This window comes from Paenibacillus jilunlii (genome assembly GCF_900102965.1).
GTDB lineage: Bacteria > Bacillota > Bacilli > Paenibacillales > Paenibacillaceae > Paenibacillus_AQ > Paenibacillus_AQ jilunlii.
Genome location: NZ_FNGM01000011.1, coordinates 112,918 through 130,011 on the forward strand (window position 1 = coordinate 112,918; position 17,094 = coordinate 130,011).

Below are 17,094 nucleotides of genomic sequence, written 5' to 3' on the forward strand. Positions count from 1 at the left end.
CTTCAAAACACCAACAGGCCAAGCCTCCTGCAGCTTCCAGTTCATATAATCCGCTCTGCCAGACCTGTTTTATTATTCGCTGCTTGTTCCCGGAATATGTCTGCACGATCTCAATGCAAAAAACAGGCCTCCGCTACACAACCAGATTGTGTAGCGGAAGCCTGCCGGGATATTACAGCTGCTGTTCATAGAATGAAACCTCGAACAGCTGATTGCTTAGTATTTTCAAGCTCGAGTCATCCCTTTGCGCTGTCGCCGCTGGCATCCGCCTTCAGCAGCGAAGGAGCTGCCGAGAAGGTCTCGCCTGAAACGGCCGGCAGACGCACATCCGCAGTTTCAGCGCCGAACAGATGACGGAATACTTCCTCTACCGTTTCCATCGGGATCACCCGCAGCGGCCCCAGATCAGCGAACAACGACTGCCAGTTTTCTTTGGGAATCAGAACGGTGGTGGCTCCGGCCTGAAAAGCAGCTTCAACTTTGGCAATAACGCCGCCTACCGGCTTCACCCGCCCGTGGATGCCGATTTCTCCGGTTATGGCTACGGTGTTATCCACCGGCAGCTGCCGGATGGCAGAGACAATGGCCACCGCCATTGCGACCCCGGCGGAAGGGCCGTCTATCGGTGTTCCCCCCGGAAAATTCACATGCAGATCATAGCGGTCCGGCTCCAGATTCATGGTCCGGAGGACTGTCAGCACATTTTCGAGCGAGCCTTTGGCCATGCTCTTGCGCCGGATCGTCCGCGAGCCGCCGCGGGTTTCTTCTTCGTCCACCACACCGGTCACATTAAGCCTTCCCTGCCCGCTTTTGGCGGGTGCGGCTGAAACCTCAATCTCAAGCAGCGTACCCATGCCCGGACCATATACGGCAAGTCCATTGACCAGGCCAATTTGCGGTGAAGACGGAATCTTGCGTTCAGTGCGCATGGGCAGCTGGCTGCTGCTGGCTACCCACTCGACTTCGGCTGCACTCAGGGTATCCCGTCCTTCAGTTAATGCAAGCCCTGCCGCCAATTGGATCATGTTGACCGCCTCGCGGCCATTGGTGGCGTATTGCTGTACCACTTCAATGGCTTCGGGACTGGGCTTCAGCCCGATCTTCTGGACCGCATCGCGTCCGATGACGGCAATCTCCTCCGGCAGCAGCGGCCGGAAATAGATTTCCATACAGCGGGAACGCAGTGCCGGTGAAATTTCTTCCGGTGAACGCGTGGTGGCACCCACCAGCCGGAAATCGGCCGGCAGGCCATTTTGAAAAATATCATGGATATACGCAGGCGTATTGCTGTCCTCGGAGTTGTAATACGCACTCTCCAGCAGCACCTTTCGGTCCTCCAGCACCTTCAGCAGCTTGTTCATCTGAATCGGGTGGAGCTCCCCAATCTCGTCCAGGAAAAGGATGCCGCCATGCGCCTTGGTAACGGCCCCCGGCTTCGGCTGCGGCACACCAGCCACGCCCATAGCCCCTGCTCCCTGATAGATCGGGTCATGCACCGAGCCAATCAGCGGATCGGCAATGCCGCGTTCGTCAAAACGTGCGGTGGTGGCATCAATCTCCGTAAATTTGGCATCGCTTTTAAAGGGAGATAGCGCATTTTTTTTGGCCTCCTCCATTACCACGCGCGCCGCCGCCGTCTTGCCGACGCCAGGCGGCCCATAAATAATGACATGCTGCGGGTTGGCACTGCACAGTGCCGCCTTCAGGGCGCGCAGCCCGTCCTTTTGCCCCACGATATCTCCAATGGAGGCCGGACGCGTCTTCTCAGACAGCGGCTTGGTCAGGGAGATCATCCGCATTTTGCGCAGCTTGTCCAGCTCCTTGCGCGACTCCCGGTCCACCGCCGTTTTATTGGTCTTCTGTCCCCGCAGCAGATTCCAAAAATAAACGCCGATGACCAGGGCGAAAAAGAGCTGCACGATCATCAGCAATATACTTAATTCCATAGGTCATCCTCCTGTTCGCTTCAGTCTACCTGTCCTGTATTTGGCTACTACTAGGTAGTATAGCCTTTTCGGTCATTCATAAACGCCTGCATACAGAATTATGCACGCGGAAATACTTAGCAGACAGAAGGTCATAGATACGAGTGAGCTGAATCAGGCGGATACACCTCTATTCTAGGGGGCTGTCCGCCGAATAATAAAATAAAACGCCCCGATACCCTGCCGGTTATCCGGTAGGGACGGGACGTTGCATTTATGATCTTATAATAGCTTATAGAAGTCCAGTTGCTTCACCCTCAGGAATTATTGCTCCATGTTGCCTGTTTGCACGGCCGGTGCCAGTCCCGCATGCTTGCGGCCCGGAATTTCCCCGGTTGCTTCAAAATGCACTACGATCGCGTCGATCTCCTTCTTCAGTTCGGAAACGAGGTCCGCTTCAGGAACCTTGCGGATCATCTGGCCGTAACGGAACAGCAGACCTTCCCCGCGCGCACCGGCAATCCCAATGTCGGCCTCGCGAGCCTCACCCGGACCGTTAACCGCACAACCCAGCACGGATACCTTGATCGGCACCTTCAGTTTGGAGATGTACTCTTCCACTTCGTTGGCGATGGAGAAAAGGTCAATATCCAGCCGCCCACAGGTCGGGCAGGAAATTAGCGTAGGAGCGTTAGAGATCAGACCAAAGGTCTTCAGCAGCTCACGGGCCACCTTCACCTCTTCCACCGGATCAGCGCTGAGCGAGATCCGTACGGTGCTGCCGATACCCATCGAGAGCAGCGCACCGATCCCGGCCGAGCTCTTCACCGTACCGGCAAACAGCGTGCCGGATTCGGTAATCCCCAGGTGCAGCGGGTAGGGAATCACTTCCGCGGCCTTGCGGTAGGCTTCGATGGCCATAGGGACATCGGAGGCTTTGAGCGAGACGATAATATCATGGAAATCGAGTTCTTCCAGAATTCCGATATGGTACAGAGCGCTCTCTACCATGGCTTCCGGGGTCGGATAGCCGTATTTCTCCAGGAGATGGCTCTCCAGGGAACCGGCATTGACGCCGATACGGATCGGAATGCCTTTTTCCTTACAGGCTTTGACAACTGCTTCCACTTTGTCCCGGCGCCCAATGTTGCCCGGATTGATGCGCACTTTGTCGATGCCGTTCTCTATCGCCAGCAAAGCCAGCTTATAATTAAAATGAATATCCGCCACCAGCGGAATATGAATCCGCGCCTTAATCTCCTTAATGGCTGCTGCCGCTTCTTCATTGTTGACCGTCACGCGCACAAGCTGACAGCCCGCTTCTTCCAACCGCAGGATTTCGGCTACTGTTGCTTCGACATCAGCTGTTTTGGTTGTACACATGCTTTGAATAGCAACCTCGTTGTTTCCCCCAATAATAACCCCGCCAACATTGACGGGACGGGTCTGGTGTCTCAAGAACATGGTTTTCTCCCCCATAACGATCAAAGCTCCACCCTCCCCGCGCCGTACAGGCGGTTGTAAGGTGGAGACAATGACTTGTATTGTTAATGACTGTATGGTTAAGGAAAGGCTTTTAGGCGCTTTCCTCTTTTTTCTTGTCTTTCTTCAGGCTAAGTTCAGGCAGTGACTTCTCCTGCACCACCTGTTCCGTAATGACACAGTCTTTGATGTCATCGCGTGAAGGCACCTCATACATTACATCGAGCATAATGCTCTCAATAATGGCACGCAAGCCACGGGCACCCGTGTTGCGCTTGATGGCTTCCTTGGCAATGGCTTCAAGAGCGAGCGGCTCGAACTTCAGCGCTACATTGTCCATTTCCAGCAGCTTGATATACTGCTTGGTGAGTGCATTCTTCGGTTCGGACAGAATCCGGACCAGCGTATTCTCATCAAGCGGCTCCAGTGTCGAGATGACCGGCAAACGGCCGACAAACTCAGGAATCAGACCGAACTTGAGCAGATCTTCCGGCAATACCATGGACAGATATTCGCCAGTCTTCAGATCCTTCTGTCCTTCTACCGCTGCGTTGAAACCGATGACTTTTTTGCCGATACGGCGTTTGATCATTTGTTCCAGGCCGTCAAAAGCCCCGCCGACGATGAACAGAATGTTCGTGGTGTCGATCTGAATGAATTCCTGATGCGGATGCTTGCGTCCGCCTTGCGGAGGTACAGAAGCTACAGTGCCTTCAAGAATCTTCAGCAGCGCCTGCTGCACGCCTTCACCGGAAACGTCGCGTGTAATGGACGGATTCTCGGATTTGCGGGCCACTTTGTCAATTTCATCAATATAGATAATGCCGCGTTCTGCTTTTTCCACATCATAATCGGCAGCCTGAATCAGCTTCAGCAGGATGTTCTCGACATCCTCACCGACATAACCCGCTTCCGTAAGGGAAGTGGCATCTGCGATGGCAAAAGGAACGTTAATAATCTTCGCCATGGTCTGCGCCAAGAGTGTTTTACCGGAGCCGGTTGGACCGAGAAGCAGGATGTTGCTCTTCGTCAGCTCAACGTCTTCGATCTTACTCTGGCTGTTGACACGTTTGTAGTGATTGTATACGGCTACGGAAAGCGATTTCTTCGCTTGCTCCTGGCCGATAACGTATTGATCAAGGATGTCACGGATTTCTTTGGGCTTTGGAATATCCTTCAGATCCAGCTCTTCCTCATGGCCGAGCTCCTCTTCCACGATTTCCGTGCACAGCTCGATGCATTCGTCACATATATAAACGCCAGGTCCTGCTACAAGCTTGCGGACCTGCTCTTGGGATTTGCCGCAAAAAGAACATTTCAATTGCCCTTTTTCATCATTAAATTTAAACATCTTACCACCCCTTTAAGATTTGATCGGTGAAGAGAGCACCTGGTCAATCAGCCCGTATTCCTTCGCTTCTTCCGCGCTCATGAAGTTATCGCGGTCTGTGTCCCGTTCGATTTTTTCAAGGGGCTGACCTGTGCGATCTACATATATTTGATTCAGCTTCTGTCTCGTCTTCAGAATCCAGTCGGTATGAATCCAGATATCGGATGCCTGCCCCTGAACACCGCCGAGCGGTTGGTGAATCATCACTTCGCTGTTAGCGAGCGCGTATCTTTTGCCTGGAGCCCCTGCCGTAAGCAGCAGCGATCCCATGCTTGCTGCCATGCCTACGCAGATCGTCGAGACATCCGGTTTGATGTATTGCATCGTATCATATATACCCATGCCGGCTGTCACAGAACCACCGGGCGAGTTGAGGTACAGGTGAATGTCTTTTTCGGGGTCATCTGCTGCCAGGAACAGCAATTGGGCAATGACCAGATTGGCGACATCATCGTCAATCGCACTGCTTAGGAAGATGATGCGATCCTTGAGCAATCTGGAATAGATATCGTATGACCGTTCTCCCCGACTTGTAGATTCTACAACCATTGGTACCAGACTCATGCCACCAACCTCTTTTCTCTGTACAGATTAGTCTATCCGTTTCAGAAATATTTTAACACGTTCAAGGCGCGATGTCATTTTTTCACTACTGCAACATATCGCATTGTACATGTGCCTGCCATTATAGCGCAAATCCCATGATAATGCCAATCACTCGGACTGTGACTATGTATCAGAATATTTCTCCGTTGATAAAAAATAAGACACGTAAAGAAATTACGTGCCTTATCTATGTTTATGGTGGCCGCCTTATCTGGCCGTTCTAGATGGAGTCCAGCCTCCAAAAAGGATTATTCAGCGCTTGCTTCTTCCGTTGCAGCCGGTGCTTCAACTTCTACACTGTTCTCTACGAGGAAATCAATGGTCTTGCGCAGCGAGATTTCATCGTTCAAGCTGCTCAGGGAACCGTTGGCTGCCAGAATGCTGCGGATTTCTTCAGGCGTACGTTTGAAGGATTCAGCCATAGAAGCGAGTTCTGCATTCACTTCTTCTTCAGAAACCTCAATGTTCTCTGCCTTCGCGATAACTTCCAGAACCAGATTGTTGCGGACGCGTTTTTCAGCATCGCCCTTCATCTGAAGTTCCAGGTCTTCACGGGTCTGGCCGGAGAAGCTCAGGAACATATCCATGTTCATACCCTGCTGGCGCAGACGGTTGTCGAAATCGCGAACCATGTTGGCAACTTCACTTGCGATCATAGCATCAGGAATTTCAACTTCGGCATTAGCTGCCGCCGCGTCAACTACCGCAGTTTCACGTGAACCTTTGAGTTCTTCCTGCTTGCGGGATTCGAGCTGTGCTTTCAGATCTGCTTTGTATTCTTCAAGTGTATCGAACTCACTTACATCTTTCGCGAATTCGTCGTCCAGCTCAGGAAGCTGTTTGCGTTTGATTTCGTGTACTTTTACTTTGAATACTGCCGCTTTGCCGGCAAGGTTCTCAGCATGGTAAGCCTCTGGGAAAGTCACTTCGACATCCTTGAAGTCTCCAGTAGACATGCCAACTACTTGTTCTTCAAAGCCTGGAATAAAGGAATTGCTTCCCAGCTCCAGGGAGTGGCGTTCTGCCTGGCCGCCTTCGAATTGCACGCCATCCACAGATCCGTCAAAGTCAATCACAGCGATGTCGCCGTTAGCTGCGGGCTCATCTTCAACCACAACAAGCTCAGCATGACGCTCCTGCAGACGCTTCAATTCAGCGTTCAGCTCATCTTCCGTAACTTCAGCCTTCTGAACTGGAACTTCAAGGCCTTTGTACTGGCCCAGTACCACTTCAGGCTTAACGGTAACCTTAGCTTTGAAGATGAACGGCTGGCCTTTGGCAAACTGCTCGATATCTACTTCAGGACGGTCTACAGGGAAGATATCGGTTTCTTCAACCGCTTCACCATAAGCTTCCGGAAGAAGAATGTCGATGGCATCCTGGTACAGGCTCTCTACGCCAAAACGGGATTCAAAAATCGGCCGCGGCACTTTACCTTTGCGGAAACCAGGCACGTTGGCTTTCTTCACTACTTTATTAAAAGCTTTGTCGAGCGCTGCAGCTACGCGTTCTGCTTCTACTTCGACTTCAAGAACTCCAAGGTTCTTCTCTATTTTTTCCCAGGTTGCTTTCATATTATACTTTTCCCTCCAAAAATAGGTTACATGTTTTCTTTTGAAAAAATTCACGCAATTCACGCACAGAATAACCATTATATTATATACAACATTACTTCATTTATCAAGTAGAGAACTCTTTACAAATCCTTTGAGAGAGCGGTAAGCCCCCTCAAATTGAAAGCGCATGCTGCCCGTGATTCCGTACATGGCGCGCGTTTCCTCTTCCTGCCGCGTTCCGTTCAGGCTCTCGGACACCATCTGGTGCAGCGCTCCGGCCCAAATATCCAGCTGCGCGTCCTCTCCCTCCAGAAGCTTGCGGTACTCCGCTGAGCCATAGACCGACATCATGAACTGTCCCCACAGCTCCTGGGCAAAATAATACAGCGTCGGCTCATGCACTTCCGCCTGCTCGGCCACCCGTTCCAGCACCTGCCCCACCTGCGGCGGAAACTCTTCATTCGTCAGCGGCACCGTTTCAATATCAACGTATGCGACTTCCCCTCCGCGCATCAGCCCGATGGTGCCCTGCGCTCCCCGGCGGCGGAGTGTCTGCAGCGTGCGGAACTGCAAAAGCGGATGAACCGCTGCCTGCTCCAGCCAGCCTGCAAGCGCCTCGTCCACTTGTCCGCCTTCCAGATAGGACAGCTGCTCAAGCGCGAGTATTGTCGCCTCGGATAAAGGCTCGTTCATGACCTTCTTCAGCAGCTTGTCAGGATAATCCGCATCCTCCTCAAGCTTCGACCTGGCCAAAATCCGGGCCATGTCTTCTTCCTTCAGATCCTGCTCACTCCCGGAGGGCTCCCTGTCTCCCTCCCCGTCACGGGATGCATAGGGGAAAGCAGCCTCCAGCCATTCCAGCAGCGACTGCCATTCCTGATAGTGCCGCTCGTCCTGGCCCTGGCATTGCAGCAAAAACCGCAGCAGTTCCATCGCTTCCCCGTAACGTTCACTCTCCAGCATTACCGTTAACTGGATCTGGTAATAATCCAGCGTCTTCGGAAACAGCACGATATTCTCTTTGGCGGGGGAATTCGAATGATTAATGAGGGCACCTCCTTTTCTCCGATCCATGATCAATTGTAGATTATAGCATATCCCACAGCGGTTTCAAAAAAACAGGTTGAAAAAGTTATCTACATATGATAACATAATTTTTGCTTGCTTTTCAGTATGTATTCATGTCCCGGTAGCTCAGCTGGATAGAGCATGCGCCTTCTAAGCGCACGGTCGGGGGTTCGAATCCCTTCCGGGACGTCATCGAACAGCCTCCCTTCGGGGAGGCTGTTTGTGCGTTTGGGGGATGAGAACCCGGAGCCGGGTTCGTTGAAGCATTCGCTTCGGGAGCATCCGCTTCGCAATCAGCCCGCAGGGCTGTATCCCTTCCGGGACGTCATCAAACAGCCTCCCTTCGGGGAGGCTGTTCGTGCGTCCGGGGGATGAGAACCCGGAGACGGGGGCGTTGGGGCATTCGCTTCGGGAGAATCGGGTGTATTTTACTCAAATAGCGGCTTTTAGTCTAATTCACTCTCAGTCCGAAAGAACCTCCGAACAGGGGTATTCCAGTAAATAATGTATTCTGTGTCCGGAACGCGGGCGATTGCTGAATTAGCTGCTGCATAGAGGTGGAGTGAACTTAAGAATCTAACTTGATGATCATGGTGAACATTTGCACAAAAGGGTTTCGCCAACCTGCCTGCCACAAGTTCAACGATATAGAGTGTAATAGACGGATAAACACAAGGCGTATCATTGTACCGGTGACCTATCCATCCCGAGAGCATATTGAAGTTGCATCAACACTTACTGTTTAATTGCATTCTCTGCAATAGAATTGCTCAATTTGACGCTCGGTGCGCATTCTGTTGCATTTCATACAGTAGAAATTGCCGATTCGGCTTCAAAATGGACTAAACGTATTTTTCTATTGCAGATAATACAGTAGAAATGAAACAAGCCGGATTTTTAGCTCAAACAATTGCAGAAAATACAATAGATTCGCCTTCCGGGCGGCTACGAGGCTACACCGAGTGCATACCCCCCCCATGCGCAAAAGACACGCCAAGCTGAGCGGCTACGAGGCTACGCCGAGTGCATGTGCCCTCCCATGCGTAATAGATACGCCATAAGCGGTTGAATGCCAATTGCTCCTATACAATAGATAAGCTAGAGAACTGTAGAAAGTTGTTGCAAGCATGGAATTGCGTTCATTTTAGTATTAATACATATTTAAGCAACTATGAATTTTTCGCTATATAAACTGAACCAGCTTATTGAGCCGGCTTACATAGTAGAAACGGGCACCTTCCTTATGCAGGATGGCACCCGTTTGAGCGAAAACAGAGGAATGATAGAATGGCCTCTCAGCGTCCCCGGCGGCGTCCGAGCCACAGCGGGAAGCGGAACATGAAATTGATCAGCAGCACCACGAACACCAGCACGGCCGCAGACTTGTCGGCAATCTGCCGCGCATCCTCAACGATGGCCTCAGACTGCACATACCACAGATGTACAGCCAGCGTCTCGCCCGGCGAGAACAGATTGAAATCCCACATCTCTCCCGAGGTGCTGAGGCCCGCTGTCAGAATAATAACAGCCGACTCGCCGAAGGCGCGTCCGGCTACAAGACAAACCCCCGTCACGATAGCCGGCATGGCTACCGGCAGCACCACCTTGCGGATGACATGGAACTTGGTCATCCCGAGAGCATAGCCGGCTTCACGGATTTCACCTGGAACGGCGCGCACCGCTTCTTCCGTGACCCGGGCCAGCATCGGGAGATTGAGCAGCGCCAGGCTGACTCCCCCGCCGAGAATGGTCAGGCCCACATTGAAGTATTCGGCGAAGATGGCGAGGCCGAGCAGCCCGAATACAATGGAGGGAACCGAGGACAACGACTCTACGCAGATGCGCAGCGCGCCGGTAAAACGGTTGTCCGGCGCATATTCCGCCATATAAATCCCGGCTCCGATACCGATTGGAATCGAAATCAGCAGCGAGATAAACAGAATATAGAAGGAGTTGAACAGCACCGGGCCAATGCCGCCTCCGGGATCGATCTCCTCCGGCTGCTTGATCAGGAAGTCCGGTCTCAGCGAAGGCAGGCCTTTGCTCAGAATGGTAAAGAGCAGCCAGAAAATCAGCAGCATCACCAGAGCGCCCAGGGTGTAGAAGGCGATAGTCGCCATTTTGTTGTTGCGCTGTGAACGGGCCGTATGGCGGGTACGGGTGAAATTCATGCTGCATCCCTCCTGTTCCGGCCTAATATGCGGATGATGAGGATCAGCACAAACGAAATTAACAGCAGCAGAAATGCCATCATATGCAGCGCATAGTTCCAGGTGGAGTCAAATTCCACATTGGAGATTTGCATCACGATGTTACTGGTCAACACCGAAGACGGTGTGAACAATGTCTTGGCCAGCTGCGGCGTGTTGCCGATCACCATGACTACGGCCATCGTCTCGCCGACGGCACGGGTCATGCCCAGAATAACTGCGGAGATAATGCCTCTGCTGGCCGCAGGCAGAACAACGCGCATAATAACCTGTAGGCGGGTGGAGCCGAGGGCATAGGCTGCATCGCGGTATTTGCGCGGAACGGCAACGATGGCATCATCGCTGATCCGGCAAATGGTCGGGAGCACCATCAAGGCAAGCACAAGCGCAGCAGCAAGCAGGCCGTCCCCGAGCCCCTCACCGCTGACTCTGCGCAGAAAAGGCAATAACACGGTCAGCCCCAGATAGCCATATACAATGGAAGGAATGCCGACCAGCAAATCTAGCACCGGCCGGATAAAGCTTTTGAGCCATTTCGGAGCGATCTCCGCACAGAGCACAGCCATCCCCACCGAGACAGGCACCGCGATGAGCAGCGTCAGGGCTGTAAGCGATAATGTATTTACGATAAAGGCAGCGGCGCCAAAGGCTTCCTCTTCCGGGCTCCAATTGAATGAGAAGAAGAAATCCAGCGGCGAGATGTTGTCGAATAGAAGCAGCGCCGTTTTGCCGATGAATACAATGACAAGTCCAAGCACCAGACATAGTGCAAGGATGCTGAACAAAAAATAATAACGAAACATGGTGTTGCTGAACAAGTGCCTGTTGTGGCGTTTGGCGCTTATGCCGCCTTCTGCAAGGCTGCTCTTCTGTGCCCTCGATGCCAGGTTCTGGACCGGTGCCCCCATACTTTCCCTCCTGTAAGCGGCCACCCCCGTATGATATCGGAGCTGGCCGCTGTTACCGTTCAATATGTTTATAATTCCCAGAGTCTTACACTTAGCCCTTCATTGCAGCAATCGGAATGAATTTAAGCTTCTTCAAGGAACCATTCTGGAACTTTTTGCTCTGCACATAATCAATGAATTCCTTGGTTGCGCCGGTAGGCTGGCCTTTGGTCATGTAGTAGCCGTAAGCCCAAATCTTGTACGAACCGTTGATGACGTTATCTGTAGTTGCTGCCACACCATTGAATTTTACAGCCTTGATTTCGCTGCCGCTTACATAGACAAGGTCAATGTAGCCGATGGCGTTAGGGGTTGTAGCAACGGCTGTTTTCATGTCACCGCTTGAGCCGGTTTCCTTGTAATTCTTCTCTTTCTTCACGATATCTCCTCCAGCCAGAGCCTTGGCCTGGTAGTTGACACGTGTGCCGGAACCGAAGGCGCGGGTAACCACTACAATGCTGGCATCCGATCCGCCGACTTCTTTCCAGTTGGTGATTTTACCGGAGTAAATACCTTGCAGCTGTTCCGTGGTCAGGTTGTCTACACCTACATTTTTGTTGACGATGGTGGCAAAAGGAATGACGGCTACCTTGTTGGCCACTTGTCCGTCAAAAGCTTTGAAGCCGGGAACGTCGATGCTGGCATCCCAGTCGCATGCGCCGATGTCGGCAATGCCCTTCTTCACTGCTTGCGGTCCAGTTACAGAACCTTTACCGGAAGCGGCAATTTTGACTTTCGGGTGAAGCTTCTGGAACTCCTTAGCGGCCTGCAGGGTCAGCGGAAGCAGTGCAGTCGATCCGTTGACGGTAATTTTACCTTTAAGAGAGTCGGCTGCGGCCGCGATTCCGGCAAAAGATGCGGTTACCGCGATGACAGCGGTCAATGCTGTAACTGTTAATTTTTTGAAAACCTTCATGAATAATTTCTCCTCTCGGCGGTTGCGCCGTTATATTATGTGGGTGTTGCCTTAGTCGGTTGATTTGGAGAGCTGGAGCGCTTTGCCATTCTGGATTGCAAGCACCTTGCCGTCACTGACAACAGCGAGCTTGCTGCCGTCTTTCGATACCGCTACTTCCGAAACATCTTCAGTGGTGTGGAACAGCACGGTTTTGCCGCCGCTGCCGTCAATGGAATAGACAGATGTGCTTCCGTCGGCCGCGAGGCCGGAAACGACCAGGCCTGAGGCTACGCTGGTAACCCATGTAGCTTCAACATCAAGGGCAATGTTGCTGATAGTGCCGTCGGTCCCGATGGATTTCAGCGTATTGGCTGCATTGCCGTCCGGATCAGCACTCAGGTACACCACGCTGCCATTCGCCAGAATTTCCGGATACAGCTTGTTGTCCAGGGCTGTGGTCAGGGCTGCAGGCTTCGCATCTTTGGTGACAAGGTCCAGCTTATAGAGCTGTTCTCCGGCTTTGCTGAAGTCTACGGTAAGTGAATCTTCGGTGCTGTCGGCATCATTTTTAGCCACGCCCGTTACGTTCACAATGTACACGACACTTTTGGCATCGGGAGACAGACGCAGCTCTGATTTGTTCTCTACCTTGTCTTCAAGCACAGCTTTGACGACACCGGTCTCCACGGAGATTTGAGCAATCTTCTCCTGCTTGTCCCCCTGGATGAAGTAGATCGTCTTGCCGTCCGCCGACCAGACCAGATCTGTTTTCACACTGGTGTCGGTCCCAAGGGAAGAGATGGCTCCACTGGCGAGATTGATCAGCTTCAGCTGGCCTGTCTCATCGGTGAACGCGCCCCACTTCTGATCGGCAGAAACCGCGAAATCCGATGCGCTGCTATTGGAGGAGAAAATTTCATAATCGCCAGGGTAAGCGTTGAATTTGATGAGCTGGGCCGTTTCGGAATCGCTTTTGTTCGCAATGATGCTTCCGTCTGCATTCCAATGAAGGGTATCGAACTGGCCTTCCGGACGGGCAAAGCTCAGAATGGTCTGGTCTTCAGCCTGGAGTTCTCCGCCAAGGGCAGTAACCAGCTTAGTCAGCTCTACGTAGGCCTTGCCGTTATAAATTACAGGAGCAACGGTAAATTGCTGAGCCGCACCATCCACTTGATAGCCTTTTGCACCTGTTTTAATGAGTACATTATGTAATCCTTTGCTGTCGTTCAGTTCAAAACCGCTGCTGCTTATGATCAGCTTGGCCCCAAGCTCACCGGCCACCTGATTTAGCGAATACAGCTTGTACCCGCCGCTGTTAATGGTACTGAGTGCAACCGGCGTTCCGTTCACAGACCAGGTAGTGCTGCTTTCCTTGGCTGCTGCAGTATTTACGGCGGCTGCATTAGCGCTGCTGCTTGTTGCCGCAATACTTCCCGCTCCTCCTGCAACGAGAATTGCTGAGGCCAAAGCCGCGCTGAACCATTTACTATTTCTCAATTAGACTCACCCTTTTCCTATAGGTAACTGCTAATGCTATTTTCATCTACGAGTGTCAATTCTGTTCAAGAGGAATGTTATGGAAATATTAACTGATGATGAATGGCGTGGGGCCTGTAAATCCATATAATTAAAAAAGACCGCCCCTGAAATATCAGAGTCGGCCTCAAGGTAAAATGTAGATGATGTTAATTCTCAATCCATGTAACGATAATTTCGGCACTGCCCGGATTCGAATCCGAACGGGTGCCGATAATGGAGTAGGAGTAGGCGTTTGGGACTTTGCCGTTAATAATCATGTTATTCCTGTCTACAATCTGTGTCCCGCGCTTAAGAGCCTTGTCGTTTACATACTTCTGATAGGTGCTCCCGAGTTCATCCATGCTCTCCTTCGTTTCATAGACCAGCATGGAGGCTTTCTTTCCGTCCACCGCCTTACCTTCTGTTAACGTAATCCCCGCACCGGCTGGAATCGGCAAATCCCCGGGAAGATATTGCGGCTTGTCCACATTCTCTTCTGCCAAAGTGCGGAAATGACCACCGCCAGCTTCATCTCCGGGATTGCCGCATGCACTTAGCCCAACGGCTGCCACAAGCGCCAGCAGGGAGAGCGCAATCTTCTTGTCGGCCATTTACTAACTCCTCCTCCATGGTCTGCATTACATCAGAACAATTACTCATACCCATAATTACCCTGCACTTCCACAGATTAAAACCCAGTTTTCTAAAATTTTAAAAAAATCTTTACTTAGCCGTCATTCCCGAAAAAGAGATTTACATCTGCAAGGAATTGATTTAATATAATGAGTGAGTACTCACTCATAATTTTGGAATCGAGGAGATTGACATGAATCAGGGACATCCTGTGATTGCTGTAACCCATGTCCGCCGCGCATTTGGCACTAAGGAGGTGCTGAAGGATATTTCGCTCCAGGTGGAGCAGGCAGAGACTTTCGGCATTCTTGGCCCTTCCGGCTCGGGGAAAACTACACTTGTAAAGCTGCTTACCGGCATTGATGAAGTAACCTCGGGCCAGGTGGAGGTGCTGGGTGCTCAAATGCCCAAGCTCTCCATGCTGCAGCAAATCGGTTATATGGCACAGTCGGATGCTCTATACACTGAGCTTAGCGCCAAAGAAAATCTGGAGTTCTTCGCGTCCCTGTATGGACTTAGAGGCGGAAACCGCACCCGCCGGATCGCTGATGTGATGGAGGTAGTAAACCTGCAGGAGCATTTGCGTAAGCGCGTGGACCAATATTCCGGCGGAATGAAGCGGCGACTGTCGCTCGCCATCGCTCTTTTGCATGAACCTCCGCTGCTCATTCTCGACGAACCTACTGTTGGCATCGATCCGGTGCTGCGCAAGTCGATCTGGAAAGAGCTGCGGACATTGAACGGCAATGGCACCACCATTGTCCTGACTACCCACGTGATGGACGAAGCGGAGAAGTGCGACCGGCTGGCCATGATCCGGGACGGACAACTGCTGGCGGTGGACACCCCGGCCGATCTGCTGCGGAACACCGGTGCAGCTTCGATGGAGGAAGCTTTTCTATATTATGGAGGTGCCCGGCGATGAGAGTACGCGCGATTACCCTGCGGATCCTGCAGCAATTCATTCATGATAAAAGAACAATGGCGCTGATGTTCATTGCTCCGCTTCTCGTACTCAGCCTGATGAGTCTGGTGTTCAATGGAGATGCCTATGAGCCGAAAATCGGCGTCTCCGGCGGAGCCGTCCCCTTCACCCGTGCGCTTGAAGCACAGAACGCCACTGTTATTGCTTACAAGTCAGCGGACCTGGGCACAGCAGCCCTTCAGGAGAGTGAGCTGGATGCGCTGATTACGCTTAACGGAACGACTCCCGAAGTGATGCTTGAGGGCAGCAATCCCACCGCAAACCGCGCGGTGATGCTGGCCTTGACTGCCGCAACCCGGAACCTGCAATCTGCTGGCGGAGAAGGCCAGGTCCAGCCGCAGATCAGCTATCTGTACGGCGCAGAGGATATGAAGACTATTGACCGCTTTGGGCCGATTATGATCGGGGTGTTTGTCTTTTTCTTTGTTTTCCTGATTGCCGGTGTTTCCTTCTTGCGGGAGCGGACCACCGGAACCCTGGAGCGCCTGCTCTCCACCCCGCTGAAGCGCTGGGAGATTGTGCTCGGCTATGTCTGCGGCTTCGGGATATTCACCGTGTTCCAGGCGCTGCTGATCTCCTGGTTCTCCATCCAGGTGCTCGGTATTATGATGGCCGGAAGCTTCGGGTATGTGCTGCTGCTGACCCTCCTGCTCTCCATGTCGGCGCTGACTCTGGGCACGCTGCTCTCGGCGTATGCCGCCAATGAGCTGCAGATGATCCAGTTCATTCCGCTGATTATCGTGCCGCAGATTTTTTTGAGCGGGCTGTTCCCGATGGATACCCTTCCCTTGTGGCTGCAGCGTGTCGGTCTGGCAACACCGATCTACTATGGCTCCGAAGCGCTGATGAATATTATGATCCGCGGCAAAGGCTGGAGCGCCATCGCGCTGGATGTCTATGCGTTAATCGGCTTCTCCCTGCTGTTCATGCTGCTGAATGTGCTGGCCCTGCGCAAGCACCGTAAAATGTAAACATCAGGTTCCCTATGGTAAACTACGAGGAAGGATAACATTTGGGAGGACAAATTAGATGGAGAAGAAGAAAGCGGATGAGCAGCAGGGGCAAGAGGAATGGATTTCAGAACTGCTGGCCATCAGTGAAGAAGAAAAAATGACGCCCAAGCAGCTGGCCATTCTCCAGGCGGGAATTGAAGTTTTTTCCGAAAAGGGTTACGCTGCTGCCGCTACCAGTGAAATTGCCCAGAGGGCGGGAGTGGCAGAAGGTACGATATTCCGCTACTACAAGACCAAAAAGGATCTGCTGCTGTCGATCGTCAGCCCGGCAATGACCAAGATGATCGCGCCTTTCGTGCTGCGCAATTTTGACGGGGTACTGGATGTTCCTTTTGACAGCTATGAAGCATTCATGCGGGCCTTTATGGTTAACCGTCTGGAATTCGCCCGTAAGAACTTCAAAATTCTGAGGATCTTTGTGCAGGAAATTCCCTTCCAGCCAGCGCTCCGGGAACAATTCATTGAAAATGTTATTGGCAAGGTGCTGGAGCGGGTAACAGCGATTACTGAACATTTCAAAGCAAAGGGCGAGGTTATCGATGCGCCTACCCCTTCAATTATACGCTTCACCATCTCCTCAATAATCGGTTATCTGCTGGCGCGGCTGCTGCTGCTTCCGGACAAAGACTGGGATGATGAAACCGAAATCAGCCTGACTTTAGACTTTATGCTGCATGGAATCGCAGGTCCGGCACTGCGGCGGGAGGAGCAATAGGAAGCGGGAGCGGGAGTTTTGCATTTTCCTAAGGGAGAATGTGAGGCTGCCGCTGCTTTTATATATGGAAGGAATAAGTATCGTACCTGCACAGAAAATTCTGTAAAAAACCCGATCCTATCAAAATTCCATATGTTATAATGATAAA

At 52.1% G+C, this 17,094-nt stretch carries 15 protein-coding genes and 1 tRNA gene; 5 read left to right on the plus strand and 11 right to left on the minus strand.

The features are described from left to right. Window positions 1-236: 236 nt before the first annotated feature. The 6 genes from lonB to BLQ82_RS18950 form a co-directional block, all read right to left on the minus strand. Entirely contained in the window at window positions 237-1,946 is a 1,710-nt protein-coding gene (gene lonB, locus BLQ82_RS18925; protein WP_062523332.1) for an ATP-dependent protease LonB, read from the minus strand. 303 nt (window positions 1,947-2,249) lie between these two features. Then, window positions 2,250-3,389, minus strand: coding sequence for a flavodoxin-dependent (E)-4-hydroxy-3-methylbut-2-enyl-diphosphate synthase (gene ispG, locus BLQ82_RS18930; RefSeq protein WP_062523431.1), 1,140 nt, complete (start codon window positions 3,387-3,389; stop codon window positions 2,250-2,252). A 112-nt stretch (window positions 3,390-3,501) separates the two neighbouring features. Beyond that, a complete protein-coding gene (gene clpX / locus BLQ82_RS18935) occupies window positions 3,502-4,758 on the minus strand; it encodes an ATP-dependent protease ATP-binding subunit ClpX (RefSeq protein WP_020430248.1) in 1,257 nt (418 codons plus the stop codon). Between the two features lie 12 nt (window positions 4,759-4,770). Further along, the gene (gene clpP, locus BLQ82_RS18940; protein WP_039838062.1) at window positions 4,771-5,361 is read right to left on the minus strand and encodes an ATP-dependent Clp endopeptidase proteolytic subunit ClpP; all 591 of its coding nucleotides are present in this window, start codon (window positions 5,359-5,361) and stop codon (window positions 4,771-4,773) included. 290 nt (window positions 5,362-5,651) lie between these two features. Beyond that, complete coding sequence (gene tig / locus BLQ82_RS18945; protein WP_062523333.1) at window positions 5,652-6,977, minus strand: trigger factor; 1,326 nt, start codon at window positions 6,975-6,977, stop codon at window positions 5,652-5,654. Window positions 6,978-7,076: 99 nt separating this feature from the next. Further along, window positions 7,077-8,033: a hypothetical protein gene (locus tag BLQ82_RS18950; protein WP_208810704.1), complete on the minus strand. Its 957-nt coding sequence runs from the start codon at window positions 8,031-8,033 to the stop codon at window positions 7,077-7,079. A gap of 109 nt (window positions 8,034-8,142) precedes the next feature. Between BLQ82_RS18950 and BLQ82_RS18955 the strand changes: the two genes are divergently transcribed. Beyond that, window positions 8,143-8,216: transfer RNA gene (locus BLQ82_RS18955), tRNA-Arg, on the plus strand. A gap of 33 nt (window positions 8,217-8,249) precedes the next feature. Then, entirely contained in the window at window positions 8,250-8,402 is a 153-nt protein-coding gene (locus BLQ82_RS32090) for a hypothetical protein (protein ID WP_157243798.1), read from the plus strand. A gap of 920 nt (window positions 8,403-9,322) precedes the next feature. Here the strand turns inward: BLQ82_RS32090 and pstA are convergent. From pstA to BLQ82_RS18980, 5 genes are all read right to left on the minus strand, one after another. Beyond that, window positions 9,323-10,198: a phosphate ABC transporter permease PstA gene (pstA, locus tag BLQ82_RS18960; RefSeq protein WP_062523334.1), complete on the minus strand. Its 876-nt coding sequence runs from the start codon at window positions 10,196-10,198 to the stop codon at window positions 9,323-9,325. Next, window positions 10,195-11,145, minus strand: a complete 951-nt coding sequence (gene pstC / locus BLQ82_RS18965; protein WP_062523335.1) for a phosphate ABC transporter permease subunit PstC — start codon at window positions 11,143-11,145, stop codon at window positions 10,195-10,197. Before pstC ends, pstA begins: the two co-directional genes overlap by 4 nt. A 91-nt stretch (window positions 11,146-11,236) precedes the next feature. Further along, window positions 11,237-12,100: a phosphate ABC transporter substrate-binding protein gene (locus BLQ82_RS18970; protein WP_062523336.1), complete on the minus strand. Its 864-nt coding sequence runs from the start codon at window positions 12,098-12,100 to the stop codon at window positions 11,237-11,239. A gap of 51 nt (window positions 12,101-12,151) precedes the next feature. Further along, entirely contained in the window at window positions 12,152-13,579 is a 1,428-nt protein-coding gene (locus BLQ82_RS18975) for a TolB family protein (RefSeq protein ID WP_062523337.1), read from the minus strand. A 188-nt stretch (window positions 13,580-13,767) separates the two neighbouring features. Next, window positions 13,768-14,211 carry a hypothetical protein gene (locus BLQ82_RS18980; RefSeq protein ID WP_062523338.1) on the minus strand — a complete coding sequence of 148 codons (444 nt, stop codon included), beginning with the start codon at window positions 14,209-14,211 and terminating at the stop codon, window positions 13,768-13,770. Window positions 14,212-14,426: 215 nt separating this feature from the next. On the opposite strand from BLQ82_RS18980, the gene BLQ82_RS18985 reads away from it, so the two are divergent. The 3 genes from BLQ82_RS18985 to BLQ82_RS18995 are packed head-to-tail and all read left to right on the plus strand — an operon-like array spanning window position 14,427 to window position 16,946. Further along, window positions 14,427-15,158, plus strand: coding sequence for an ABC transporter ATP-binding protein (locus BLQ82_RS18985; protein WP_082722654.1), 732 nt, complete (start codon window positions 14,427-14,429; stop codon window positions 15,156-15,158). Then, a complete protein-coding gene (locus BLQ82_RS18990) occupies window positions 15,155-16,189 on the plus strand; it encodes an ABC transporter permease (protein ID WP_062523340.1) in 1,035 nt (344 codons plus the stop codon). Before BLQ82_RS18985 ends, BLQ82_RS18990 begins: the two co-directional genes overlap by 4 nt. A gap of 58 nt (window positions 16,190-16,247) precedes the next feature. Next, window positions 16,248-16,946 carry a TetR/AcrR family transcriptional regulator gene (locus BLQ82_RS18995; RefSeq protein WP_062523341.1) on the plus strand — a complete coding sequence of 233 codons (699 nt, stop codon included), beginning with the start codon at window positions 16,248-16,250 and terminating at the stop codon, window positions 16,944-16,946. Window positions 16,947-17,094 lie beyond the last annotated feature (148 nt).

Excerpts from the sequence above, each read along its gene's own strand:
- lonB (WP_062523332.1), bottom strand. The coding sequence starts at position 1,946 with ATGGAATTAAGTATATTGCTGATGATCGTGCAGCTCTTTTTCGCCCTG.
- ispG (WP_062523431.1), bottom strand. The coding sequence starts at position 3,389 with ATGTTCTTGAGACACCAGACCCGTCCCGTCAATGTTGGCGGGGTTATT.
- clpX (WP_020430248.1), bottom strand. The coding sequence starts at position 4,758 with ATGTTTAAATTTAATGATGAAAAAGGGCAATTGAAATGTTCTTTTTGC.
- clpP (WP_039838062.1), bottom strand. The coding sequence starts at position 5,361 with ATGAGTCTGGTACCAATGGTTGTAGAATCTACAAGTCGGGGAGAACGG.
- tig (WP_062523333.1), bottom strand. The coding sequence starts at position 6,977 with ATGAAAGCAACCTGGGAAAAAATAGAGAAGAACCTTGGAGTTCTTGAA.
- BLQ82_RS18950 (WP_208810704.1), bottom strand. The coding sequence starts at position 8,033 with ATGGATCGGAGAAAAGGAGGTGCCCTCATTAATCATTCGAATTCCCCC.
- pstA (WP_062523334.1), bottom strand. The coding sequence starts at position 10,198 with ATGAATTTCACCCGTACCCGCCATACGGCCCGTTCACAGCGCAACAAC.
- pstC (WP_062523335.1), bottom strand. The coding sequence starts at position 11,145 with ATGGGGGCACCGGTCCAGAACCTGGCATCGAGGGCACAGAAGAGCAGC.
- BLQ82_RS18970 (WP_062523336.1), bottom strand. The coding sequence starts at position 12,100 with ATGAAGGTTTTCAAAAAATTAACAGTTACAGCATTGACCGCTGTCATC.
- BLQ82_RS18980 (WP_062523338.1), bottom strand. The coding sequence starts at position 14,211 with ATGGCCGACAAGAAGATTGCGCTCTCCCTGCTGGCGCTTGTGGCAGCC.
- BLQ82_RS18985 (WP_082722654.1), top strand. The coding sequence starts at position 14,427 with ATGAATCAGGGACATCCTGTGATTGCTGTAACCCATGTCCGCCGCGCA.
- BLQ82_RS18990 (WP_062523340.1), top strand. The coding sequence starts at position 15,155 with ATGAGAGTACGCGCGATTACCCTGCGGATCCTGCAGCAATTCATTCAT.
- BLQ82_RS18995 (WP_062523341.1), top strand. The coding sequence starts at position 16,248 with ATGGAGAAGAAGAAAGCGGATGAGCAGCAGGGGCAAGAGGAATGGATT.